This is a genomic window from Nocardia sp. NPDC003693 (assembly GCF_053981095.1).
In genome coordinates this window covers 142128-165528 of record NZ_JBSFNO010000012.1, presented here as the reverse complement: position 1 = coordinate 165528, position 23401 = coordinate 142128, and the positions used below count along the sequence as shown (strand labels likewise).

Sequence of the window (23401 nt, the reverse complement as noted above, 5' to 3'; positions counted from 1 at the left end):
AGCCCAAGCGGCGCTCGGACCGCGCGCGGGAGTGCCCCGCGCAAACGGCCCGCCGGGGATTATGTTGCTCGCATGGACATCGTGCGCGAGGGCCCTTCCGGGCGGTTGCGGGCACTGCCGACCCGCCTGATCGACCAGGTGGCCGTCGTCGCCAATCGCGCCACCGACCGGGCCCTGGAGCCCACCGGATCCCGGCGCCACCACTACGCCCTGCTCGCCACCCTCGACGAGTCCGGCCCGGGCAGCCAGGCCGAACTGGGCCGGCGCACCCGCATAGACCGCAGTGACGTCGTCGCGGCCGTCAACGACCTGGCCGATCGCGGCTTCGCCCACCGGACCCCCGACCCCGCCGACCGCCGCCGCAAGATCGTCAGCCTGACCGCGGCCGGGGCGGCCCATCTGGCGGACCTGGACACCCGCCTGGAGTTCGCCCAGGACGAACTCCTGCCGGGCTTCTCGATCGCCGATCGCGCGAGTTTCGTCCTGCTGCTCAACCGCATACTCGAGCAGCACGCTCGCTGACGGTCACGCGGCCACCTGCCGCACGCGGGTCGCCCGATGGCCCGTGTCCGCGACGGCACGCCGTATCCGGCGGCCGTGTCCGGGCGGCTCGGGAGCGGAACCGACTCGATTCCGGCGAAAGCCCCGGCAGCGGGGGTGAGTTCGGTAGCCACTAGGATGCTTGCGTGAGTCTTGTGCTGCTACCTGCCGTCGATGTCGCCAATGGTGAGGCCGTGCGCCTGGTTCAGGGAGAGGCGGGCAGCGAAACCAACTACGGTTCGCCGCGCGACGCCGCCCTGGCCTGGCAGAACCACGGCGCCGAATGGGTCCATCTGGTGGATCTGGACGCGGCCTTCGGCAAGGGTTCCAACCGCGATCTGCTGGCCGGGGTGATCGGCGAACTCGACGTGAAGGTGGAGCTCTCCGGCGGCATCCGCGACGACGAATCGCTGAAGGCGGCCCTGGCCACCGGTTGCGCGCGCGTGAACCTCGGCACCGCGGCCATCGAGGATCCGGAGTGGTGCCGCCGCGCCATCGGCGAGTACGGCGACAAGATCGCGGTCGGCATGGACGTCAAGCTGATCGACGGCGACTACCGGCTGCGCGGGCGCGGCTGGGTCACCGACGGCGGCGACCTGTGGGAGGTGCTAGAGCGCCTCGAACGCGACGGCTGCTCGCGCTACGTGGTCACCGACGTCAGCAAGGACGGCACCCTGACCGGCCCCAACCTGGATCTGCTGCTGCAGGTGGCCAATGCCACCGATGCCCCGGTCATCGCCTCGGGCGGCGTCTCCACCCTCGACGACCTGCGCGCCATCGCGACCCTGGTCGACGACGGCGTGGAGGGCGCGATCGTCGGAAAGGCCCTGTACGCGGGCCGTTTCACCCTGCCCGAAGCCCTCGCGGCGGTGCGCTGAGCCGATGGCCGCCGCGCTGCGCCCGAAGGACGCCGACCTCGCCGATCTGCTCGCCGTCGCCGGTGCCGCCCTCGATGGGGTGGCCTCGCGTTTCGTGGAAGGGGTCGGCGCGCCCAGCGCGGTCCAGAAGGGCCGCGGTGACTTCGCGACCGAACTCGATCTCGAGCTCGAGCGCACGCTCTCGGCCCAGCTGACCGAGCGCACCGGATTCCCGGTGCACGGTGAGGAATTCGGCGGCCCCGAACTCACCTCCGGCACCGCCTGGGTGCTCGACCCCATCGACGGCACCTTCAATTACTCGGCGGGACACCCGCTTTCGGGCATGCTGCTGGCCCTGGTCCGCGACGGCGAACCGGTCATCGGCCTGACCTGGCTGCCCGGTCTCGGTCAGCGCTACGCGGCGGCGGCCGGCGGCCCGGTGTTCCTGAACGGCCAGCCGCTGCCGCCCCTGGAGCGCGCCAAGCTGTCCGACGCGATGATCGGCTTCGGCGCGTTCAACATCGACGGCGCGGGCCGGATTCCGGGCATCTTCCGGTTCAACCTGCTGGGCGCGCTGAGCCGGTTGTCCGGCCGCGTGCGCATGCACGGCTCCACCGGAATCGACCTGGCGTACACCGCGTCCGGGGTGCTGGGCGGAGCCGTGGTCTTCGGCCACCATCCGTGGGACAACGCCGCGGGCGTGGCCCTGGTGCGGGCGGCGGGCGGCGTCGTCACCGATCTGCGGGGCCGCGACTGGACCATCGAATCCGGTTCGGTGCTGGCGGCGGCGCCCGGCGTGCACGAGGAACTTTTGGACATGATCGACGACACCGTGCGGGAAACCGTGAGCGGCGCAAGCGAATCCCCGGCCGATCCGGCCGTCGCGGACTCGCGGGAGAGGCAGCAGCAATGACGTTGGCAGTGCGTGTGATTCCGTGCCTGGACGTGGACGCCGGCCGGGTGGTCAAGGGCGTGAACTTCGAGAACCTGCGCGACGCGGGCGATCCCGTCGAACTCGCGGCCACCTACGACGCCCAGGGCGCGGACGAGCTCACCTTCCTCGACGTCACCGCCTCCACCGGCGACCGCGGCACCATGATCGACGTGGTCACCCGCACCGCCGAGCAGATCTTCATCCCGCTCACCGTCGGCGGCGGCGTCCGCACGGTCGAGGACGTCGACCGCCTGCTGCGCGCGGGCGCGGACAAGGTCTCGGTGAACACCGCCGCGATCGCCCGCCCCGAGGTGCTGCGCGAGATGTCCCAGCGCTTCGGCTCGCAGTGCATCGTGCTGTCGGTCGACGCCCGTACCGTGCCCGCCGATCAGCCGCCGACCCCGTCGGGCTGGGAGGTCACCACGCACGGCGGCAAACGCGGCACCGGTATCGACGCCGTCGAATGGGCAACGCGCGGAGCCGAACTCGGCGTCGGGGAGATCCTGCTCAACTCCATGGACGCCGACGGCACCAAGGCGGGCTTCGACCTCACCATGATCCGCGCCGTCCGCGCCGCGGTCTCGGTGCCGGTCATCGCCTCCGGCGGCGCTGGCAAGGTCGAGGACTTCGCGCCCGCGGTGCAGTCCGGCGCCGACGCCGTGCTGGCCGCGAGCGTCTTCCACTTCGGCGACCTCACCATCGGCCAGGTCAAGGACGCCATGCGCACCGAGGGGATCGTGGTCCGATGAGCCTGGATCCCGCGATCGCCGCCCGCCTCAAGCGCAACGCCGAGGGGTTGTTCGCCGCCGTGGCGCAGGAGCGCGCCACCGGCGACGTGCTCATGATGGCCTGGATGGACGACGAGGCCCTGGCCCGCACGCTGGAAACCCGTCGGGGAACGTACTATTCGCGGTCGCGGCAGCAGTACTGGGTCAAGGGCGAGACCTCCGGCCACACCCAGTACGTGCACGAGGTGCGCCTGGATTGCGACGGGGACACCGTGCTGCTGATCGTCGATCAGCAGGGCGCGGCCTGCCACACCGGAACGCACACGTGTTTCGATACCGATGTGTTGCTGGCCCGCCCGGAAGCGGCGCCGGGGGAGTAGTTCCGGGGTCCGGGATCAATGGCTCGGGGGTCGGCCGGAACGGCCGATTCCGCGAGCCATTCCTTTATCGAGCTGCTGCACCATGGCTTCGCTGAGTTCGAGCAACTCTTTGGTCTGTTCTTTGTCCAGACCGTCGAACACCAGCCCGCGCACGCATTCCAGATAGCCGGGCGCCGCCTCGGTGACTTTCTCGAAGCCCGCGTCGGTCAGGACGGCCTGCGCGCCACGCCGTCCGGGAATGGTCACGCGCTCGGCCCAGCCGAGTCGTTCGAGTTTGGAAATCACGTGCGAGAGGCGTGATAGCGATGCGTTTGCCTTTTGCGCAAGGTCGCTCAGTTGCAACCGATGCCCCGGTTCTTCGGAGAGCAGAGTCATCACGAAGTATTCGAAATGGGTAATCCCGGACTCGCGTTGGAGCTGAGTGTCCAGGGCGGCCGGAAGCCGGGTCATCAGCGCTATGACGCTGCGCCACGCTCGCTGTTCCATGGGATTCAACCACTTCGTCACCGTGCCAGCCCTCTCGTAGCAGCCAAGTGACATGTAGCGCTGGTCAGTCCGGCGGACGGTGGAGCATCAACAGCGAGTCACCCGCAGATCAGAGTTTGCCACGATTTCGCTCACCAGTCACGGTGTTGGTGAATGACGTGACATCGATCACGCGTGTCGCCGGGGAAAATCAGTACGCGCCGGATTCCGGGGTATTAGGCGTCGTGGTGGTCGAAACGCTCTGCTTTTCCTGAGCGGCACGCTGCTTCGCGGCGCGATTCTTCCGAAATCGCCTGCGCAGCACAAGAAATGCCACCACCAGGAACACGATCGCGGCGCCGATCGCACCCGCCAGGGCGGCCCCGCGAAATCCGGGCGCGTCCACGTCGAGAATGCGCTCGCCGGCGTGCGCGGCATTGGAGTTGCCCAAAACGATAGTTAGCGTCATCAAATTAGGGATGGCCGTCGCGAGCGCGAGAACGGCGGCGGCGCCCGCAATAAACGGACCGCCCCGTTTTCGCCACGTGGTGCCCGCCAATAACAGCAGGAAAAGCGGCAGGGCCGTGCATACCGCGCCCATGAGCAGGCCCGACCAGATGCCCTTGGCGAAACTCCCGCTCACGCTCTCGGCGATGCGCTGGGCCCACCAGCGCGGAATGAACGCCGCCAGAATCAGATACGACACCCACAGCACCAGGGCCGAGACCACCACCGCGATGATCCGATTGCGCCACGTGCGGAACGAGGATCCCTTGCTCTCGGCGGGCAGCTCCTGGCCGGTGGTAGTCATAGCGTCAGCGTATGCCCGACGGTGCGGCGTGTCCCGCAGCGCCACTCCGGTGTGCGCGGGCCGTTCGGGCCCGGATCGCCGCGCGCCCTGTCGCGGCGAGTCCGGGCGGGTGGTTCAGGCGCGTTCGCGCAGGAACGTCAGCGCGTCGTCCGCGTGCACGTTGGCGCGCAGTTCGCTGCTGATCACCTTGGCGATGGTGCGATCCGGATCGATGACGAAGGTGGTGCGCTTGACCGGAACCAGCGCCCCGAGCAGACCGCGCTTGACGCCGAACTCGGCGGCGACCTTCGCGCCCGGATCGGACAGGATCGGGTAGCCCAGCGACTGCCGCTCGGCGAAGCCGGACTGCACCTCCACCGAATCGGAGCTGATCCCGACGCAGGACGCGCCCAGATTCTTGAATTCGGCTGCGAGATCCCGGAAGTGGCACGCCTCGGCGGTGCACACCGGGGTGTTGGCGGCGGGGTAGAAGAACAGCACGACCGGTCCGTTCGCGAGGAGCGCGTCGAGGGTCTGGAGCGTGCCGGACTGATCGGGAAGTTCGAAGTTCGGAGCGAGCTGGCCTGCCTTCATGGGCAGGAGATTACGGGATTCTCCGGAAATGCGAATCGGCCCGCGTACGGACCGGTCTCACCTGATCCGTGCACGGGCCGAACCCGAATGGGAAAAACTGTCGGCGAACCGCCGAAAACCGGCAGACCGGGCCGCGCGAGCGGGGCGCCGGTGCACGCCCGCAGCTATACGCCGATGAGCGCGGCGACCTCCGGGTTCTTGATCTCCATGACATCGAGGATGCCGTGCGCCCGCAGGAAGGGCTTGAGCTCGCGAATCCGATCGGTGTGCTCGGCGTACTCGTCCGGGAAGCTGCGGGGATCCAGCGATTCCAGGGCCTTGACGTACGTCACGAACGAGGCGATCGCGCTGTACTTGCCGCCGCCGTTGTTCATGTTCATCATGCGCGGAACCTGGCCGGGCATCGAGCCCTGACCGGGGGCTGCGTGCCGGGGACCCTCCGGAGCGACCGGTTGCGAGGGGTACATCTGTGTTGAACTCCTCTCGATGGGATATCGCATGGCGCTCTCTCCCGATATCCGAGGAGCAGATTGCCGCGAGGTTGGTGATGACCGCACGGAGTATTCGCGGCCGCCCCCGGCCCGGCTGTGTCTCGGTTGTGTCTCGGACTTCGCGCCGCCGGGCAACCCGGGCGCGAACCCGATGCGGGGCGCGCCGGTGAAATCGGTGCCTGGAATGATGGGCTCATGTCCGGCGTGTCGAATAGCACCACTTCCCGTGAACAGTTCCGCCTGCTCGCCGCCGATCATCGGGTGGTCCCGGTGATCCGAAAGGTGTTGGCGGACTCGGAGACTCCGCTCTCGGCCTACCGCAAACTGGCGGCGGACCGGGCGGGCACCTTCCTGCTGGAGTCGGCGGAGAACGGGCGATCCTGGTCGCGATGGTCGTTCATCGGCGCCGGGAGCCCGACCGCGCTGAGCGTGGTGGACGGGGAAGCGGCCTGGCTGGGGCAGACGCCCGCCGACGCGCCCGCCGGCGGCGATCCGCTGCTGGCCCTGCGGGAAACCCTGCGGCTGCTGCAGACCGAGCGCGTGCCCGGGCTGCCCCCGCTGACCGGCGGCATGGTCGGCTACCTGGGCTACGACGCGGTGCGCCGCATGGAACGCCTGCCCGAGCTCGCCACCGACGACCTGCGGCTGCCCGAGATGGTGCTGCTGCTGGCCACCGATCTGGCCGCGTTCGACCATCACGAGGGCGCGATCACCCTCATCGCCAACGCCGTGAACTGGAACGGCACCGACGAGCACGTCGACCAGGCGTACGACGACGCGGTGGCCCGGCTCGACCGCATGACCGCCGACCTGGCCGCGCCCGCGGACTCCACCGTCTCGGTCTTCGACAGCCCCGAGCCGGACTTCCGCCGCCAGCGCACGTCCGCGGAGTTCGGCGCCGGCGTGCGCCGCCTGATCAAGGAGATCGAGGCGGGCGAGGCGTTCCAGGTCGTGCTGTCCCAGCGCTTCGAGATGGACTACGGCGGCACCGCGATCGACCTCTACCGCATGCTGCGCGCCTCGAACCCGAGCCCGTACATGTACCTCATGCACATCCCGGACGGCTCGGGCGACACCGCCTTCTCCATCGTCGGGTCGAGCCCCGAATCGCTGGTGACGGTCAAGGACGGGGTGGCGACGACCCATCCCATCGCGGGCACGCGCTGGCGCGGCCGCACCGAGGAGGACGACCTGCTCCTCGAGAAGGATCTGCTCGCGGACGAGAAGGAGAACGCCGAGCACCTCATGCTCGTCGATCTGGGCCGCAACGACCTGGGCCGGGTCTGCGAGCCGGGCACCGTGCGCGTCACCGAGTACCGGCACATCGAGCGCTACAGCCACGTCATGCACCTGGTCTCCACCGTCTCGGGCCGCCTGGCCCCGGGGAAGGCGGCCCTGGACGCGGTCAACGCCTGCTTCCCGGCGGGCACCCTCTCGGGCGCGCCCAAGGTGCGCGCGATGGAACTGATCGAGGAACTCGAGCCCACGCGCCGGGGCATCTACGGCGGCGTGGTCGGCTACCTCGATTTCGCCGGTGACGCCGACACCGCGATCTGCATCCGGACCGCGCTGCTCAAGGACGGCACGGCCTACGTGCAGGCGGGCGCGGGCGTGGTCGCGGACTCCGATCCGGACTACGAGGACGTCGAGTCCCGGAACAAGGCCATGGCGGTGCTCAAGGCGATCGCCGCGGCCGAGACCGTGCGCGCCTATCGCCCGGACGAGGCCGCGCGATGACCGGCGCGGAGCAGCCGGGAACGCCCGCGCCGGAGCCGGCGGGAACGCCCGCGTCCGAGCAGCCGCCGGCGGACTCCGCGCCCGCCGGTCAGTCTTCGGAAACCCCAGCGGCGCAGGCGGATTCGGATCGGCCCGCAGGTGGGGCGGCCGAGGCCCCGGCGCGCCCCGCGCCACCGCGCTCCCGGCCGATCGGCGCGGTCGTGCTGCTCACGCTCGCCGCGATCCTGCTGTGGGCGTCCTCCCGGATGACCTGGGTGTCGCTCGAGGTCACCAGCGAGCTCGGCGAACCGCGCACCATCGACCTCGACGGCGGCACCTGGTTCGGCGCCCTCACGCCCCTGGCGCTGGTGCTCGTCGCCACCATCGCGGCGGTCTTCGCCGCCCGCGGCTGGGTGCGCCGGGCCCTGGGCGCGGTGGTGGCCGTGCTGGCCGCGGTGGCGGCGGTGCCCGCCTACGCGGTGATCCAGGGCGAGGGCCGCACCGCCGAGCGGGCGGCTCAGCTGGCGGGCCTGCGGGACTGGGAGCACGCCGGATCGGTGCAGACCGGCACCCTGCCCGCGGTGCTGACCCTGCTCGGCGCGGTGGCCGCCTTCGCCGCCGGGGTGCTGCTCGCGCGCATGCCCGCGGAGTCCGCGCAGCTCTCCGGCAAGTACGATAATCCGGTCTTCCGCAAGTCCGAGGCGGCCGAACGCGTCGCCGAGCACCGGGCCGAAACACGGGCCGCGGAATCCACGTCACAGGACCCCGCCGACGCCACCCTGTCGGGCCGCGTGCTGTGGGATGCCCTGGACGCGGGCACCGATCCCACCGACGACGACGGCAATACCGCTGCCGCGCACCGGGATCCGGGCACCGCCGGCGACGGTCACAAACCGCGCTGAGCAGGAAGCTCGACCATCGTCGGCCTCCGTTCCAGACCCGCCGTCAGCGGCGGAAACATAGCCATTTACTCTTTATCAGCATCGGTGAGACAGCGCCTGGGGGGATTCTCAGGCAGCAAGTCCGTCTCCCCAGAAAGGATTCGAGCCAGATGACGGTACTCGACTCGATTCTCGACGGGGTCCGCGCGGATGTGGCCGCTCGGGAAGCCCTCCTGGACTTCCAGGCAGTGAAGAAGGCCGCAGCCGCGGCGAAGTCCCCGCGCGACGCCAAGGCGGCGCTGCACGAAGACGGCATCGGCGTCGTCGCCGAGGTCAAGCGGGCTTCTCCGTCCAAGGGCGCACTGGCCACCATCCCGGACCCGGCCGTACTGGCCCGCGCGTACGAGGACGGCGGTGCGCGCATCATCAGCGTGCTGACCGAACAGCGTCGTTTCAACGGCTCGCTGGCCGATCTCGACGCGGTGCGCGCGGCCGTGGACATCCCGGTCCTGCGCAAGGATTTCATCGTGGGCCCGTACCAGATTCACGAGGCCCGCGCGCACGGCGCGGACGTGATTCTGCTGATCGTGGCGGCGCTGTCGCAGGACGTGCTGTCCGCGCTGATCGACCGCACCGAATCGCTCGGCATGACCGCGCTGGTGGAGGTGCACACCGAGGAAGAGGCGGATCGCGCCCTCGAGGCCGGCGCCACGGTGATCGGTGTGAACGCCCGCAATCTCAAGACCCTCGAGGTGGACCGGGATGTGTTCGCGCGCATCGCCCCCGGCCTGCCCAGTGACGTGATCCGCATCGCCGAATCCGGTATCCGCGGCACCGCCGATCTGCTGGCGTACGCCGGTGCGGGCGCGGACGCCGTGCTCGTCGGCGAGGGCCTGGTCACCAGCGGCGACCCGCGCGCGGCCGTGGCCGAACTGGTCACCGCCGGAACCCATCCTTCGTGCCCGAAACCGGTTCGCCGGGGACGGTGAAAGAGCCGATGACGCAAATCGACGATCCGGGTAACGACACGCTCGTGCGGCCGAAGGCCAGTGACGGTGTCGCGCACAAGAGCAACCACGAGCCCGACGCGGGCGGTCATTTCGGCGTGTACGGCGGCCGGCATGTGCCCGAGGCGCTCATGGCCGTGATCGAAGAGGTCACCGCCGAGTACGACAAGGTGCGGATCGACCCGAACTTCCTGAACGAGCTGGACCGGTTGCAGCGCGACTACACCGGGCGGCCCTCGCCGGTGTTCGAGTGCGCCAACCTCGCGCAGCACGCGGGCGGCGCCCGCATCGTGCTCAAGCGGGAAGACCTGAACCACACCGGATCTCACAAGATCAACAATGTGCTGGGGCAGGCGCTGCTGGCCAAGCGCATGGGCAAGACCCGCGTCATCGCCGAGACCGGAGCGGGCCAGCACGGCGTCGCCACCGCCACCGCGTGCGCGCTGCTCGGCCTGGAATGCGTCATCTACATGGGCGCGGTCGACACCGCCCGCCAGGCGCTGAACGTGGCCCGCATGCGGCTGCTCGGCGCCGAAGTCGTCAGTGTGACAACGGGTTCGCAGACCCTCAAGGACGCCATCAACGAGGCGCTGCGCGACTGGGTCACCAATGCCGACCGCACCTACTACTGCTTCGGCACCGCCGCGGGCCCGCACCCGTTCCCGCTCATGGTGCGCGATTTCCAGCGCATCGTCGGCATGGAGGCGCGCCAGCAGATCCAGGCGCTCACCGGCCGCCTGCCCGACGCGGTAACCGCCTGCGTCGGTGGCGGTTCCAACGCCATCGGCATCTTCCACCCCTTCATCGACGACGCGGGCGTACGCCTGATCGGTTACGAGGCGGCCGGCGACGGCGTCGAAACCGGCAGGCACGCGGCCACTTTCGCTGGTGGACGGCCCGGCGCCTTCCAGGGCGCCTACTCGTACCTGCTGCAGGACGAGGACGGCCAGACCATCGAATCGCATTCCATCTCCGCGGGTTTGGACTACCCGGGCGTCGGCCCGGAGCACGCCCATCTCAAGGACATCGGCCGCGCCGAGTACGAGCCGGTCACCGATGCCGAGGCGATGGACGCGCTCCTGCTGCTGAGCCGCACCGAGGGCATCATCCCGGCCATCGAGTCGGCGCACGCGGTGGCGGGTTCGCTGCGACTGGGTAAGCAGCTCGGCCCCGGCGCGATCATCCTGGTGAACCTGTCCGGCCGCGGTGACAAGGACATGGACACCGCCGCCCGCTGGTTCGGGCTCTTCGACGACAACGCCGAGAATGCCGCGCAGGAGAACGCCCAGTGAGCCAGCAGTCCCGTCTCGCCAACACCTTCGCCGCCTGCCGCGAGGAGAATCGCGCGGCGCTGATCGGCTATCTGCCGGCCGGGTACCCGGATCTGCAGGGCTCCATCGACACCTGCGTCGCGATGGTCGAATCCGGTTGCGACATCATCGAAGTCGGCGTCGCCTACTCCGATCCGGTGATGGACGGCCCGACCATCCAGGTCGCCGCCGAGCAGGCGCTGCGCGGCGGCGTGCGGGTGCGCGACGTGTTCAAGGTCGTGCAGGCCATCAGTGACGCCGGCGGCAAGGCCGTGGTCATGGCGTACTGGAACCCGGTGCTGCAGTACGGCGTGGATTCGTTCGCGCGCGATCTCGCCGGTGCGGGCGGGTGCGGGCTGATCACCCCGAACCTGATCCCGGAAGAGGCCGACGACTGGTTCATCGCCTCCTCGACCTACAACCTGGATCGCATCTTCCTGGTCGCCCCGTCCTCCACCGAAGAGCGGCTGGTCAAGACCCTCGAGGCGTCGCGCGGCTTCATCTACGCGGCCTCCACCATGGGCGTCACCGGCGCCCGCGACGCGGTCTCGGACATGGCGCCCGCGCTGTGCGCCCGGGTGCGCGCACACTCCGACATCCCGATCGGCGTCGGCCTGGGTGTGCGCAACGGCGCGCAGGCCGCGGAGATCGCCGCCTACGCGGACGGCGTCATCGTCGGCTCGGCGCTGGTCAGCGCCGCCGGTGAGAGCCTGGCCGCGGTGCGGACGCTGACCGAGGAGCTGGCGCTGGGCGTTCGCTCCGCGTCGACCCTCTCCGCCTAGGTCGGGGAACGCCGGGCGAGACCCGGTCACGAAGCGAGAACAACAGGGCGCGTATCGAACTCGGTACGCGCCCAGTTCCGTAGCGGCCGGTTTCCTGTCAGCTCGGGTGCTATCGGTGGGATCACGAAGCGAGAACGGCGGGGCGCGTATCGAACTCGATACGCGCCCCGTTCGGTAATACCGGGCATGGCTGTGCTGGCGCGCATTCGGCGCTCGATGACGGGGTGGGACAAGACCACCGTGCTGATGGTTCTCGCCCGGGTCGCGGCGATCGCGGTGATCTTCGCGGTCGGTCGCTTCGCGGTACCGCTGCTGTGGTGGGGCGAGACGGTGCGCATCCCCGTGCTGATCCTGATCACCCTCGGCGTCTTCGGGATCATGAACATGATCACCGACCTCGGTCGCCGCCGGCGCGCGGAAGCCACCGGACCCGCCGAGTAGCCGAGGCGATCGCTGTGTTCCGCCGGATGTCGGCGGCGCGTTACCCGGGGCAGCGGGTTGTTCGGTCGGTTCCAGTACGGTGGGCGCGTGACCATACGAGCCCTGGCCGACCGACTTCCGGCCTCCGACGTGCTGGCCTACATCCCCAGTCCGCCCCGCGGCGTCTGGGATATCGGTGGATTCCCACTGCGCGCGTACGCCCTGTGCATCATCATCGGCATCATCGCCGCCATCTGGTGGGGCGAGAAGCGGTGGCAGCAGCGCGGCGGGCAGCAGGGCATGGTGCTGGACGTGGCCATGTTCGCGGTGCCGTTCGGCCTCATCGGCGGCCGGCTCTATCACGTGGCCACCGACTGGCAGAAGTACTTCGGCGAGAACGGCCATCCGATCGACGCCCTCAAGATCTGGGAGGGCGGTCTCGGCATCTGGGGCGCGGTGCTGCTGGGCGGCGTCGGCGCCTGGATCGGCTGCCGCATCTACCGGATTCCGTTGCCCGCCTTCGCCGATGCCGTCGCGCCCGGCGTGCTGCTGGCCCAGGCCATCGGCAGACTAGGGAACTACTTCAACCAGGAGCTCTACGGTCGCGAGACCACGGTGCCCTGGGGTCTCGAGATCTACGAGCGCTTCGACGGCATCGTCCCGGACATGATGAACGGCACCTCGAGCGGCGTGGTCATCAAGGTCGTGCAGCCCACCTTCCTGTACGAAATGGTGTGGAACCTGCTGGGCGTGGCGGTGCTGATCTACGTGGATCGCAAGTTCAAGATCGGGCACGGCCGCCTGTTCGCGCTGTACGTGGCCATCTACTGCTTCGGCCGGTTCTTCGTGGAGCTGCTGCGCGACGACGAGGCCACCCATATCGCGGGCATTCGCATCAACACCTTCACCTCGGTGATCGTATTCGCCGGCGCCGTGGCCTATTTCGTGCTCGCGACCAAGGGCCGCGAGACCGCGGATCAGATGCGCGCCGAGGTCATCAGGCCCTGGCCGTGGCAGTTCGCGAAGCTGCGGGCGTACGGCGCGGGCTCGGCGGCGGCCGTGGTTCCCGGCGCGAGCACCGCGGGCGACAGCCCGGCAGGCGACAGCGCCGAGGACTCCGCCGATGACAAGGACGCGGCGAAGCCGGACACACCGGCCGACCTGGCCGAGTCGACGAGCGATTCCGCGAAGTTGACCAAGAAGAGCGACGAATCCGCTGCCGACGGCAACGATTCGGCGACCGAGCGCGATAATTCCTCCGAATCCGGTAGCTCCACACCGGCGGTCGAGGGAGAGGCGGCGAAATCGGCCGACTCAGGCAAGAATGACTCCTGACCATCGGGTAGTGGAAGCTGCACGGGGGTTCAGCCAGGGGGCGCAGTGCCCGTGATTCAGGAGGATTGTCAGTGACCGACCCATTCGCCAAGCAGCCGGACCAGGGCCCGCAGTACGGCGCGCCCGGCACCGGTCCGCAGTACGGCCAGCAGCCTCAGCCCGAGTACGGCCAGCAGCAGCCGGGCTACGGACAGCAGCCCGCGTACGGCCAGCCGCAGTACGGTCAGCAGCCGGGTTACGGTGCGCCGCAGCCGGGTTACGGCCAGCCCGCCCCCTACGGTCAGCCCTACGGCGCCGATCCGGAGGCGCCCTACGGCCGCGACGTGTACGGCGTGCCGTACTCGGACAAGTCCAAGCTCGTCGCCGGTCTGCTGCAGCTGCTCATCGGCACGCTGGGCATCGGCCGGTTCTACCTGGGCTACACCACCATCGGCGTGCTGCAGCTGATCACCTGCGGTGGCTTCGGCGTCTGGGCGCTCATCGACGGCGTTCTCATCCTCACCGGCAAGGTGCCGGACCCGCAGGGTCGTCCGCTCAAGGATTGACCGCGCGCCGCTCCGGGGCCGGGCACGTGCCCCGGAGCGTCACCACTCGGCCATTAAACTCAGCGCGACGTTTACTGTCCCGGTCGGTCGGTTTCGGGCGTACCCTGTGTCGGTTGTCGGTCGGTTGTAGGTTCGAGGAGAGGTTGTCCACCCGTGCGCCGTAAGCTGTTCGCCGCCGTGCTAGCCATTGCCGCCACCGCCGCGCTCACCGCGTGCGGCAGCGGCGACGACCCGAACGTGCTGAAGATCGGCACCGAGGGCACCTACTCCCCGTTCAGCTATCAGGACGGCGGCACGCTCACCGGCTACGACATCGAGGTGGCCGAGGCGGTGGCCGGCAAGCTCGGCCGCACGGTCGAATTCGTCCAGGCGCCGTGGGATTCGCTGTTCGCGGGCCTCGAGTCCAAGCGTTTCGACCTGGTCGCCAATCAGGTGACGGTCAATCCCGAACGCACCGCGAAGTATTCGCTGTCCGAGCCGTACACCGTCTCCGACGGCGTCGTCGTCACCAAGAACGACAACACCGCGATCAGCGGCCTGGCGAGCCTGCCGGGCAAGACCTGCGCGCAGTCGGTGACCAGCAACTGGAACAAGGTCGCCGAGGGCGCGGGCTGCAAGGTCGAGGGCGTGCCCGGTTTCGTCGAGGCCATCACCCTGCTCAAGCAGGGCCGCGTGGACGCCACCGTCAACGACAATCTCGCCTACAACGAGTACGTCAAGACCAAGAACGACACGAGCGTCAAGATCGCGGGCAAGACCGGGGAGACCACCCGGCAGGCGTTCGCCGCCCGCAAGGACGACCAGGCGCTGACCGACCGGATAAACACCGCGCTCGCCGAACTGCGCGCCGACGGCACCCTGGCGAAGATCTCGGACAAGTACTTCGGCGTGGACGTGAGCAAGTAGGACCCGGGCGAATCGGGCGGATTACGCGACGATGGACGACTCCACCTGGGAGCTCATTCGGGCGAACCTGTGGCCGATGCTCGAGGCCACCGTCACCAAGACGCTGCCGCTGACCGCGATCAGCTTCGTGGTCGGCCTGGTGCTCGCGCTGTTCGTGGCGCTGGCGCGGATGTCGACGATCTGGCCGGTGTCCGCCGCGGCCCGCTGCTACATCTCGATCATTCGCGGCACGCCGCTGCTGGTGCAGCTGTTCATCGTCTTCTACGCGCTGCCGCAATTGAACGTGGTGATCGATCCGTTCCCGGCGGCGGTCATCGCGTTCAGTCTCAACGTGGCCGGCTACGCGGCGGAAGTCATTCGCGCGTCGATACTTTCGGTCGCGGACGGGCAGTGGGAGGCGTCCTACGCGGTGGGCATGTCCTACTCGCAGGCGCTGCGCCTGATCATCCTGCCGCAGGCCTCGCGCATCGCGGTGCCGCCGCTGTCGAACACCCTCATCTCCCTGGTCAAGGACACCTCGCTCGCGTCGACCATCCTGGTCACCGAACTGTTGCGCACGGCGCAGCTGGCCGCCGCGCCCAGTTTCGACTTCTTCGCGCTGTACGGCGTCGCCGCGGTCTATTACTGGGTGATCTGCCTGATCCTGGGCTTCGGGCAATCCGGGCTGGAGACGCGACTGGCCCGTCACGTGGCGCGCTGACCCGCGATTAGCTGATCCGCCACGTGTCACGCGGGAAAACACCCCGTGCCCGTTCAGCGGGACAAAACTCTCAGGACTAGGGTTGTCCCCGTGATGCGACGAACGAAGATTGTGTGCACACTCGGGCCCGCTGTGTCCTCCGAGGACCGGATTCGTGAACTCGTCGAGAGCGGTATGGACGTGGCGCGGCTGAACTTCAGCCATGGCGAACACTCCGACCACGCCGAGAACTACAAGAAGGTACGAGCGGCCAGCGATCTGCTCGGACGCGCGGTCGGCATCCTGGCCGATCTGCAGGGTCCGAAGATCCGGCTGGGCCGGTTCATCGAGGGTAAGACCGTCTGGGCGACGGGTGAGGAAGTCCGCATTACCGTCGACGAGATCGACGGTACCCACGACCGTGTTTCGACCACCTACAAGCAGCTCGCGCTCGATGCCAAGGCCGGGGACCGGCTGCTCGTCGACGACGGCAAGGTCGGCCTGACGGTCGAGCGCGTCGACGGCAACGACGTGGTCTGCCGGGTGACCGAGGGCGGCCCGGTCTCCAACAACAAGGGCGTGTCCCTGCCGGGTATGGACGTCTCGGTTCCGGCGTTGTCCGAGAAGGACATCGAGGATCTCGAGTTCGCGCTGAACCTCGGCGTGGACTTCATCGCGCTGTCCTTCGTGCGCTCGCCGTCGGACGTCGAGCTCGTGCACGAGATCATGGACCGCGTCGGCCGCCGGGTCCCGGTGATCGGCAAGCTCGAAAAGCCCGAGGCCATCGACAATTTGGAGGCCATCGTGCTGGCCTTCGACGCGGTCATGGTGGCGCGCGGCGACCTCGGCGTCGAACTGCCGCTCGAGCAGGTGCCGCTGGTGCAGAAGCGCGCGATCCAGATGGCGCGCGAGAACGCCAAGCCGGTCATCGTGGCCACCCAGATGCTGGAATCGATGATCACCAACTCGCGCCCGACCCGCGCCGAGGCCAGCGACGTGGCCAACGCGGTGCTCGACGGCGCGGACGCGGTCATGCTCTCGGGCGAGACCTCGGTCGGCGACTACCCGATCGAGACCGTGCGCACCATGGCCCGCATCGTGCACGCGGTGGAGAGCGAATCGTCCACCCGGGTGCCGCCGCTGACCCACGTGCCGCGCACCAAGCGCGGCGTCATCTCCTACGCCGCCCGCGACATCGGCGAGCGGCTCAACGCCAAGGCGCTGGTCGCGTTCACCCAGTCCGGTGACACCGTGCGCCGCCTCGCGCGCCTGCACACCCCGCTGCCGCTGCTGGCCTTCACCCCGAACGCGGTGATTCGTTCGCAACTGGCCTTGACGTGGGGTACGGAAACGTTCATCGTTCCTCCGGTGGGTTCGACCGACGAGATGATCCACCAGGTCGACAACGCGCTGTTGTCGATCGGTCGCTACAAGAAGGGCGATCTGGTGGTCATCGTGGCGGGATCGCCGCCGGGCACGGTCGGATCCACCAACATGATTCACGTGCACCGTATCGGCGAGGAGGACCACTAGGTGAGTGCGTCGCTAGGCGAAACCGTGGACGGGGCAGCGGATTCGGTGAATCCCGGCCCCCCGTCCGACGATCTGCGGGGGCTGCTGGAGGTGCTCGATCTCGAGGAGCACGGGCCCGACATCTTCATCGGAAAGCATCCGGAGAAGACGTGGAGCCGGACCTTCGGCGGCCAGCTGGTCGCGCAGGCGATGATCGCCGCGGGCCGCACCGTGGGTCCGGGTCGCCCGGTGCACGCGGTCAACGCGCATTTCGTGCGCGGTGGCGACACCAAGAAGCCGATCGAATACCAGGTCGATCGCCATCGCGACGGGCGCGCGTTCGCCAATCGCACGGTGACGGCCTACCAGGACGGGCAGGAACTGTTCGTCATGCTGGCCGCCTTCCAGGACTGGGGTAAGGGTCTCGAGCACGGCACGCCGCTGCCCGACGTGGCCGATCCCGAGAGCCTGCCCCGGGTGGAGGAGTCCTTCGCCGGCCTGGAGGACAAGCTCGAGATGTTCGTCAACGCACCGCATCCCATCGACATGCGGTACACGAACGATCCGGCGTGGATCCTCAAGGGCACCGGCGAGAAGCTCAACCACAACCGGGTGTGGATGCGGACCGACGGCGCGTTGCCCGACGATCCGATGATTCACGTTGCGGCGCTGGCGTATTCGTCGGACACCACGGTGCTGGACTCGATCATCACCACGCACGGGCTGTCCTGGGGGCTGGATCGCATCCTGGCGGCGACGGTGAACCACTCCATCTGGTTCCATCGCCCGTTCCGGTTCGACGAGTGGGCGCTGTACGCCACCGAGTCGCCGGTCGCGGCGGGCTCGCGCGGGCTGGCGCGCGGGCACTTCTATTCGCGCAACGGCGATCTGCTCGCGACCACGGTGCAGGAAGGCGTGATCCGGCACTTCCCCAAGCGCTGAGCCGACACCGGATTCAGGCCGTACCCGCGAAGGGTGCGGCCTGATTCGCGTTCAGATGAGTTCGCGGTTCTCCGCGAGCTCGAAGTTCTCGCGTTGCAGCGCGTGCGCGATGTAGGGGATCGGCTCCTCGGCGGACAGCTCGAAGACCAGCCGCTGCTCCAGGCGCGCGATGCCGGCCTTGGTGAGCTGACGCGCCTCGCCGACCAGGCTCAGCGCGATCTCGTAGGTGCGGCGGTCACCCGGCTCGGTGTCGGGGTGGTCGAGTCGCCATTGGGTTTCCAGAACCGTATGGGTGGGGTCGTCACACTCCACGGGGAGGGTGAAACGCCACGCGAAGATGTCGCGATCGTCCACGTACTCGTCCACGACGCGGCACACCGTTTCGGTGACGCGGTGGAGGGTCTGCGGTGTCACGAAAACATGGAGTGAAACATCCGAAATTCGCTTCGGCATGTCTGAGTCCTGTTCCTGTGTCGAGGAACCATCGGCGGTGTGGTTCCGCGGGGCAGTGTAATCCTTGAACGGACCAATGGGGCAGACAGGTGGATTGACACGCAGGGCCCAGCGTAATCCTCGTTACCTCGAATGGGAACACATCCGGGGTGAGGAGTATCGGAATGTGCTCTTACCCGGCCGATTCCATGGCGCGATGGGCCGGTTGCCGTGATTGCTCGGGCAATTCGGGCACGGGAGCGGATCTGTCGCGGCCGCCGGGCAGGACCAGCAGGGTCGGGCGGGGTGTGCCGGCGTCACTGGCGGCGGTGCGGGGGTGGATGGTGGCCTCGGGGTGCTCGTGCGCGTGCAGGGCCAGCAGCAGGGGAACCAGGGCGTCGGCTATGCGGTCGCCGACCTCGCAGAACGCCTTGGGCGACAGTCCGACGGGGTCGGCGATGTTCTCCCGGCCCGGGTAGGCAAGGTCGTCGCGCGCGGCGTGCAGGCCCGCGAGCGTGCGCGCGCCGCTGATCTTGGCGATGCGGTAGGCCTCGAGCAGGGTGAAGGTGCGCGGGAAGGCCGCGGGGGCCGTCTCGCGGACCTGGTCGCGGATCTTGTCGGTCATGGTGAGGATCAGATCGGCGCGCTGGGCCATCTCGGGTTTGAACCGGCGCGCGCGAAAGCCGCTCGGGTCACCGCCGAGACCGGTAATGGTCTGGGCGGCAAGGGGTTCCACCGGGAAGCCGACCAGCGCCCGGACGCCGGCACTCTCGGCGGTCAGTCGTAGGCCGTGTTCGGCGGCCACCGCGAGGGTGAGGCGCTCGGCGATGACGGACCGGCAAACGTTTCCGCTGCATACGAAGAGCACATGCATGCGCACAACCTAGGCGCGGTTTCGCGCGCCGAGAATGGCTGCGTGACCGAATCACACCTTTCGTCCGGGAAGTTCATCCGTCGGCCGAATGTCGGTCGCTTCGCGTTCGCTCGAAGGTATCCATGGGGCCGGGGATGTGCGTGTCAACGTCCCTGAAATGTGAGCATGGTGGTTTTCGCCCAGCAAATCAAGTGCGCGATGATTCAGTTCCGATCGGATTCGGTTGCGTCGGAACCGTAATAGGATTTTTCGGTCACGACCGAGGCTACTTTCGGCGCGGCCCCGCGCACCCGGTCCCGGGTGGAGAACAACCGGCCGCGCGCCGGGACCACGGGCGCGAATCGGCCGAGTCCGCTGGGTGCGGCCATGTCGTCGTAGACCGAGTCGATCCCGCCGCGGGCGAAGTACGCCTCGTGCCAGAAGCCGGTGCCGCCGGAGTCCTTGAGGAACTCCTGCCACCAGATGCGATGCGGGTCCGAGCGGGTCCAGCGTTCCAGGCTCTCCAGATCGCGCCAGTACTGGCGCGCGCCCCAGTGCGGCGGGAAGAACGACCACACGATGTCCTCGTGGCTCAGCAGGCCGTCGGGGCGTTCGCGATGGGAGCTGTAGAGCTTGGGGCCGACGCCGAGCAGGCGCAGCATGCCGCGGGGGCGGTGCACCCGCATACCGAGCAGGATCATCACCAGATCCGGATATTCGGACAGATCCGCCGTCAATCGATTGACCCGCATGCGCGACCTCCCTCGCCGAGGCCGTACGCCAGCCCTGTCGGAGATATACGGATTATCCCGCCTATCCGGTTCGAATGCCATGGCCGGACATTTGCCGCCTTGTTCGCGGCCCCCGGGCGGCTCCGAAACGCGACCGCCGGGTACGCGGCGCGGCACAACGCCGTAATCGAGGCCCGCTCGGGGCGAATACCGGTGTGGGGGTGGGGGATCTCTGGCAGGGTGCGGGGTGTGGACAGGCGAGTTGAGTACGGGTTGCGGGAGTTTGCTGAGGCCTATGTGCTGGCCCGGGCCGACTGGTCGGATTCGATCGGCGGATATCAGCAGGACAGCACCGCCTACAACAAGGCGTTGCGGGCACATCGGGAGCGGCTGCTGGAGACGCTGGAGGAGCTGTACGAGCTGAAGCTCGAGATGAAGGAAATGGTCGAGATCCCGCGCGGGACGGTGCTGTTCATGCACTTTCGCGCGACGGTGAACTCGGCGCTGGCGTTGCGCACGCCCGGCAATCTGGAGGCCGGTCTGCTGCTGCGCTCACTGGAGGCGGCGGGCGAGCCCGGCCTGCGGATCAAGGCCACGTCCAAGCGCCTCGATCAGCTGCTCGACTCCTCCCGGGAGGCGCACCTGGACATGCTGGAGGATCTGCTCCGGATCCTGCTCGGCAATCGCGCGCACCTGACGTTCACCGCCGACGAGGTGGCGGCGGCCGGTGGCGGCGGGGCCGCGCCCGATCCGACGGACTATCCGCACGACTGACAGCGGGTGGCGGGCCGGGTTCGGGCCGGGAAGGCGATGGCTTCCCGGTGTGAACCCGGTCGCCGCTCGCCGCGCGGCCCGGTCGGCGTCGCCCGATCGGCGTCGCCGCGTCATACGCCCAGCGGCGCGACCAGCCTGCCCCGTTCGAGCCGGAAGTGCATCTCCGCTCCCCGCTCGTCCGGCGTCCACCCGGCCCCCAAAGCCCCCTCGACGGCGGCGGCGACCATCCCGGGCCCGACGGTCTCGACCGCTCCCGCCCGCACCACGATGCGCTGCGCCGCCCCCTCCGCGGCCTCGACCACGAACCGCAGGTTCGGCAGGTTGGTAGCCGAGACCCGCCACCGATACCGCTGCTCGCCGACCGTGATGATCCGAGCTCCCTTACGCGACAATGTCATACCCGCATACAACACCCCGGATGCCCGCCCCCGCATCCGATTTTCCGCCGCCCGGTCCGCCGTCTCGGGGCGGTCGAGGACCTTCCCGCTGACCGAGTCGGACGGCCCGGCTGATACCCCCGCCGGCTCGGCGGTGGGGATCAGCCGATATAGGGGTCGGGGAGGCGGCTGTAGCCGTGCTTGATGCGGAGGCGGGTCGAGGGGTGGATGGTGAGGTCGTCGAGTTCGGGGCGCGACACCCAGCTCGCGCGAAGGGATCCGGGGCCGGCGTGCAACTCGCCGCCGAGCGGTTCGGCGCGGAAGCAGATCGAGAACTGCTGGCGCACTTCGCCGTCGGGAAAGGCGGTGACGTGGCCGGGGCTGGTGTAGATCCCGACCAGCCCGGTCACGTGTATGTCGATGCCGGTCTCGTGGCGGGTCTCGCGCACGGCGGTGGCGGCGATGTATTCGCCGCACTCCTGTCCGCCGCCGGGTAGCACCCACGGTTCGCTGTCACCGCGTTGGATCAGCAACACCCGCTCCCGGCCGTCGACGACGAAAGCCGTTGTCGCCGCGATGATCCTGTTCGCCGCCGGGGCGTCGGGGTCGTTGTAGTACTCGATTCTCGCCATGGCCCACCTCCTCCGGACACGGGCGCGGCCGGGCCGCGTCGCTGATGTCCTCGGTATTCGCGTATCCATCTCGAACGAGCTCGTTTCGGAACGCTGCCGCGGGCGCGTCACGGACCCGCGGAGCCATTCGTCCGTACACGTGCATATCACTCGTGCCCGGGCTCATGGTCTATTCGGCCCAATGAGGCGGTGGGACTGTCTTATTCGTGGGGCGCCCCGGCGCGGGGGCTGTTCAGGAGGAGGGCGGCCGAGCCCTTGCGGAGGTAGTCCGAACCCTCGCGGAACTCGATCCGCTGGGGCTGGCCGGTGTTCATCGCCACCACGGCGGCGAGGGAATCCGCGAAGCGGGTGCGGCTTTCGCGGTCGCCGGACAGCAGCAGCACCCGGCGCTGGACGTCGACCTCGGCCAGCAGGCCGGGGTTCTCGTCGGAGCGGACCTCGATCGCGGTGAGCTCCTCGGTCTCGAAGCGCCCCGCGCCCCGGGCGACGACCGCCGCCAACCCGTCGAGCTCTTCGGCGGACCCGCTGATTTCGACGACTCCGTCGCTGGACTGCTCGACCCTCATACCTCTCCCTACCACACCGGCGGGGCAGGTTCCTCCGCGTCGGCCCGTGACTCGGGCACACATGGTACGGGACGGGCGGCATCCGGTGGGCGAACGGAATAGCGGGACAAGAGTTTTGATAGATCATCGAGGAGTGATCTCTAGAACGGGGGCAACCGGTGCGCGACGCCGGTTGAATCGTGTCCACTCTCTTACTCTGCCCGCCACGCGCCGAACGCGGGTCAAGCGGGCGAGCCGCTCCTTCTTCGGCTGGGGCGGCTGGTCGAAACTCGCGTCGATGGTGACGGCCGTCGCGGCCCTGGCCGCGCTGTGGTTCACCAACCAGTCGCTGCGCGCGACCAGCGATCAAGCGGGGCTGGCCCGGCAGACGGCCATCACCGACAGGTTCGCGAAGGCCATCGAACAGCTCGGCAGCGAGAAGCTGGATGTACGGCTGGGCGGTGTCTACCTGCTCGAGCGGCTGGCGACCGACTCGCCGAACGATCGGCCGCAGATCTTCGAGGTGCTGAGCGCTTTCGTCCGCACCCACGCGCCGAACACCCCCGCCTGCAACGCACAACCCGAAGCAATGGTTTCCACGGACGTACAGGCTGTCCTGACCGTCATCGGCCGCCGCGACCGGACGCGGACCGAGCCGATCGATCTGTCGAACACCTGCCTGGTTCGAGCGACCCTCGAGCAGGCGAATCTCCAAGGCGCCCGGCTCGACAAAGCGAATCTGACGGCGGCCGTCATGGACAACGCGAACCTAGCCGGTGCGGCGATGACGGAGGCGCAGTTGGCATTCGCGCTCATGACGGACTCCGATCTGAGTGACGCGCTGCTGAACCGTGCGAATCTGCAGGATGCGAATCTGTCCGGCACGAACTTGGACGGCGCGAGGCTTGCGAGGGCGGACCTCCGGCGAGCGGTGCTACTCGATGCGAGTCTGGACCGCGTCACCTTCCTACAGGCCGATGTGCGCGGAACGTGGTTCGACCTGCCGTCGGACCTCCCCACCGGGTTTCATGCACTCGAATCCACCGATGACCCGGCAGCCGAACTTCGCACCTCGCAGCTGGCGACCTACAGGGGTGGCTCCTACAGTGAAATGCGGTTCGATGCCAAGACCCGATGGCCGGCCGACTTCGCGCACTGACGGGACCGCAATCGGATCCGATTGCTACAGGCGAGCTTTCACGGCTGTCCGTCGCGGCCGAAACAGAAAGAGGGCTCGTCCGGC

Annotated in this window: 29 protein-coding genes; 19 read left to right on the top strand and 10 right to left on the bottom strand. The window is 68.7% G+C overall.

Going from position 1 to position 23401, the window contains the following annotated elements:
- Positions 1–72 precede the first annotated feature (72 nt).
- From ACWDOP_RS16265 to hisI, 5 genes are all read left to right on the top strand, one after another.
- On the top strand, positions 73–522 hold the full coding sequence (locus tag ACWDOP_RS16265; protein WP_454203760.1) for a MarR family winged helix-turn-helix transcriptional regulator: 450 nt from the start codon (positions 73–75) through the stop codon (positions 520–522).
- Between the two features lie 164 nt (positions 523–686).
- Positions 687–1418 (top strand): bifunctional 1-(5-phosphoribosyl)-5-((5-phosphoribosylamino)methylideneamino)imidazole-4-carboxamide isomerase/phosphoribosylanthranilate isomerase PriA, encoded by a 732-nt coding sequence (gene priA / locus ACWDOP_RS16260; RefSeq protein WP_456345711.1) that lies wholly within the window; start codon positions 687–689, stop codon positions 1416–1418.
- A 4-nt stretch (positions 1419–1422) separates the two neighbouring features.
- Complete coding sequence (locus ACWDOP_RS16255; RefSeq protein WP_454203762.1) at positions 1423–2310, top strand: inositol monophosphatase family protein; 888 nt, start codon at positions 1423–1425, stop codon at positions 2308–2310.
- The gene (hisF, locus tag ACWDOP_RS16250; protein WP_354991591.1) at positions 2307–3080 is read left to right on the top strand and encodes an imidazole glycerol phosphate synthase subunit HisF; all 774 of its coding nucleotides are present in this window, start codon (positions 2307–2309) and stop codon (positions 3078–3080) included. The genes ACWDOP_RS16255 and hisF overlap by 4 nt, the downstream gene beginning before the upstream one ends.
- Complete coding sequence (gene hisI, locus ACWDOP_RS16245; RefSeq protein ID WP_454203763.1) at positions 3077–3439, top strand: phosphoribosyl-AMP cyclohydrolase; 363 nt, start codon at positions 3077–3079, stop codon at positions 3437–3439. Before hisF ends, hisI begins: the two co-directional genes overlap by 4 nt.
- A 15-nt stretch (positions 3440–3454) precedes the next feature.
- On the opposite strand, the gene ACWDOP_RS16240 is transcribed toward hisI, so the two are convergent.
- The 4 genes from ACWDOP_RS16240 to ACWDOP_RS16225 all read right to left on the bottom strand — a co-directional run bounded on the left by ACWDOP_RS16240 (position 3455) and on the right by ACWDOP_RS16225 (position 5755).
- Complete coding sequence (locus ACWDOP_RS16240) at positions 3455–3979, bottom strand: MarR family winged helix-turn-helix transcriptional regulator (protein ID WP_454203764.1); 525 nt, start codon at positions 3977–3979, stop codon at positions 3455–3457.
- A 136-nt stretch (positions 3980–4115) separates the two neighbouring features.
- Positions 4116–4715 carry a permease gene (locus ACWDOP_RS16235; protein WP_454203765.1) on the bottom strand — a complete coding sequence of 200 codons (600 nt, stop codon included), beginning with the start codon at positions 4713–4715 and terminating at the stop codon, positions 4116–4118.
- Between the two features lie 114 nt (positions 4716–4829).
- Entirely contained in the window at positions 4830–5288 is a 459-nt protein-coding gene (locus tag ACWDOP_RS16230; RefSeq protein ID WP_456345710.1) for a peroxiredoxin, read from the bottom strand.
- Between the two features lie 164 nt (positions 5289–5452).
- Entirely contained in the window at positions 5453–5755 is a 303-nt protein-coding gene (locus tag ACWDOP_RS16225; protein ID WP_454203767.1) for a hypothetical protein, read from the bottom strand.
- Positions 5756–5974: 219 nt separating this feature from the next.
- On the opposite strand from ACWDOP_RS16225, the gene ACWDOP_RS16220 reads away from it, so the two are divergent.
- The 12 genes from ACWDOP_RS16220 to ACWDOP_RS16165 all read left to right on the top strand — a co-directional run bounded on the left by ACWDOP_RS16220 (position 5975) and on the right by ACWDOP_RS16165 (position 17814).
- On the top strand, positions 5975–7516 hold the full coding sequence (locus tag ACWDOP_RS16220) for an anthranilate synthase component I (RefSeq protein WP_456345709.1): 1542 nt from the start codon (positions 5975–5977) through the stop codon (positions 7514–7516).
- Positions 7513–8397 carry a TIGR02234 family membrane protein gene (locus tag ACWDOP_RS16215; protein ID WP_456345708.1) on the top strand — a complete coding sequence of 295 codons (885 nt, stop codon included), beginning with the start codon at positions 7513–7515 and terminating at the stop codon, positions 8395–8397. The genes ACWDOP_RS16220 and ACWDOP_RS16215 overlap by 4 nt, the downstream gene beginning before the upstream one ends.
- 149 nt (positions 8398–8546) lie before the next feature.
- Positions 8547–9365, top strand: coding sequence for an indole-3-glycerol phosphate synthase TrpC (gene trpC, locus ACWDOP_RS16210; protein WP_456345707.1), 819 nt, complete (start codon positions 8547–8549; stop codon positions 9363–9365).
- 8 nt (positions 9366–9373) lie between these two features.
- The gene (gene trpB / locus ACWDOP_RS16205; RefSeq protein ID WP_456345706.1) at positions 9374–10675 is read left to right on the top strand and encodes a tryptophan synthase subunit beta; all 1302 of its coding nucleotides are present in this window, start codon (positions 9374–9376) and stop codon (positions 10673–10675) included.
- Complete coding sequence (gene trpA, locus ACWDOP_RS16200; RefSeq protein ID WP_456345705.1) at positions 10672–11475, top strand: tryptophan synthase subunit alpha; 804 nt, start codon at positions 10672–10674, stop codon at positions 11473–11475. The genes trpB and trpA overlap by 4 nt, the downstream gene beginning before the upstream one ends.
- Before the next feature lie 186 nt (positions 11476–11661).
- Complete coding sequence (locus ACWDOP_RS16195; RefSeq protein ID WP_456345704.1) at positions 11662–11916, top strand: hypothetical protein; 255 nt, start codon at positions 11662–11664, stop codon at positions 11914–11916.
- Positions 11917–12003: 87 nt separating this feature from the next.
- Positions 12004–13230 carry a prolipoprotein diacylglyceryl transferase gene (gene lgt, locus ACWDOP_RS16190; RefSeq protein WP_456345703.1) on the top strand — a complete coding sequence of 409 codons (1227 nt, stop codon included), beginning with the start codon at positions 12004–12006 and terminating at the stop codon, positions 13228–13230.
- Positions 13231–13301: 71 nt separating this feature from the next.
- Positions 13302–13775 (top strand): NINE protein, encoded by a 474-nt coding sequence (locus ACWDOP_RS16185; protein ID WP_456345702.1) that lies wholly within the window; start codon positions 13302–13304, stop codon positions 13773–13775.
- A gap of 153 nt (positions 13776–13928) precedes the next feature.
- On the top strand, positions 13929–14681 hold the full coding sequence (locus ACWDOP_RS16180) for a transporter substrate-binding domain-containing protein (RefSeq protein ID WP_454203776.1): 753 nt from the start codon (positions 13929–13931) through the stop codon (positions 14679–14681).
- A 31-nt stretch (positions 14682–14712) separates the two neighbouring features.
- A complete protein-coding gene (locus ACWDOP_RS16175; RefSeq protein WP_456345701.1) occupies positions 14713–15381 on the top strand; it encodes an amino acid ABC transporter permease in 669 nt (222 codons plus the stop codon).
- A gap of 90 nt (positions 15382–15471) precedes the next feature.
- Positions 15472–16893, top strand: a complete 1422-nt coding sequence (gene pyk, locus ACWDOP_RS16170; RefSeq protein WP_454203778.1) for a pyruvate kinase — start codon at positions 15472–15474, stop codon at positions 16891–16893.
- Positions 16894–16938: 45 nt separating this feature from the next.
- Positions 16939–17814 (top strand): acyl-CoA thioesterase, encoded by an 876-nt coding sequence (locus ACWDOP_RS16165; protein ID WP_456345750.1) that lies wholly within the window; start codon positions 16939–16941, stop codon positions 17812–17814.
- A gap of 51 nt (positions 17815–17865) precedes the next feature.
- Here the strand turns inward: ACWDOP_RS16165 and ACWDOP_RS16160 are convergent, their stop codons facing one another.
- The 3 genes from ACWDOP_RS16160 to ACWDOP_RS16150 form a co-directional block, all read right to left on the bottom strand.
- Entirely contained in the window at positions 17866–18228 is a 363-nt protein-coding gene (locus ACWDOP_RS16160; protein WP_454203779.1) for a hypothetical protein, read from the bottom strand.
- Positions 18229–18439: 211 nt separating this feature from the next.
- Positions 18440–19120, bottom strand: coding sequence for an arsenate reductase/protein-tyrosine-phosphatase family protein (locus tag ACWDOP_RS16155; RefSeq protein ID WP_454203780.1), 681 nt, complete (start codon positions 19118–19120; stop codon positions 18440–18442).
- A gap of 203 nt (positions 19121–19323) precedes the next feature.
- Positions 19324–19851, bottom strand: a complete 528-nt coding sequence (locus tag ACWDOP_RS16150; RefSeq protein ID WP_456345700.1) for a monooxygenase family protein — start codon at positions 19849–19851, stop codon at positions 19324–19326.
- A gap of 228 nt (positions 19852–20079) precedes the next feature.
- On the opposite strand from ACWDOP_RS16150, the gene ACWDOP_RS16145 reads away from it, so the two are divergent.
- The gene (locus ACWDOP_RS16145; RefSeq protein ID WP_454203782.1) at positions 20080–20604 is read left to right on the top strand and encodes a hypothetical protein; all 525 of its coding nucleotides are present in this window, start codon (positions 20080–20082) and stop codon (positions 20602–20604) included.
- Positions 20605–20714: 110 nt separating this feature from the next.
- Here the strand turns inward: ACWDOP_RS16145 and ACWDOP_RS16140 are convergent, their stop codons facing one another.
- The 3 genes from ACWDOP_RS16140 to ACWDOP_RS16130 form a co-directional block, all read right to left on the bottom strand.
- Positions 20715–21002 carry a hypothetical protein gene (locus ACWDOP_RS16140; RefSeq protein ID WP_456345699.1) on the bottom strand — a complete coding sequence of 96 codons (288 nt, stop codon included), beginning with the start codon at positions 21000–21002 and terminating at the stop codon, positions 20715–20717.
- 140 nt (positions 21003–21142) lie between these two features.
- Positions 21143–21613, bottom strand: a complete 471-nt coding sequence (locus ACWDOP_RS16135; protein ID WP_456345698.1) for an NUDIX hydrolase — start codon at positions 21611–21613, stop codon at positions 21143–21145.
- A gap of 200 nt (positions 21614–21813) precedes the next feature.
- The gene (locus tag ACWDOP_RS16130; RefSeq protein WP_456345697.1) at positions 21814–22179 is read right to left on the bottom strand and encodes a hypothetical protein; all 366 of its coding nucleotides are present in this window, start codon (positions 22177–22179) and stop codon (positions 21814–21816) included.
- Between the two features lie 61 nt (positions 22180–22240).
- Between ACWDOP_RS16130 and ACWDOP_RS16125 the strand changes: the two genes are divergently transcribed.
- Positions 22241–23317: a pentapeptide repeat-containing protein gene (locus tag ACWDOP_RS16125; RefSeq protein WP_456345696.1), complete on the top strand. Its 1077-nt coding sequence runs from the start codon at positions 22241–22243 to the stop codon at positions 23315–23317.
- Positions 23318–23401 lie beyond the last annotated feature (84 nt).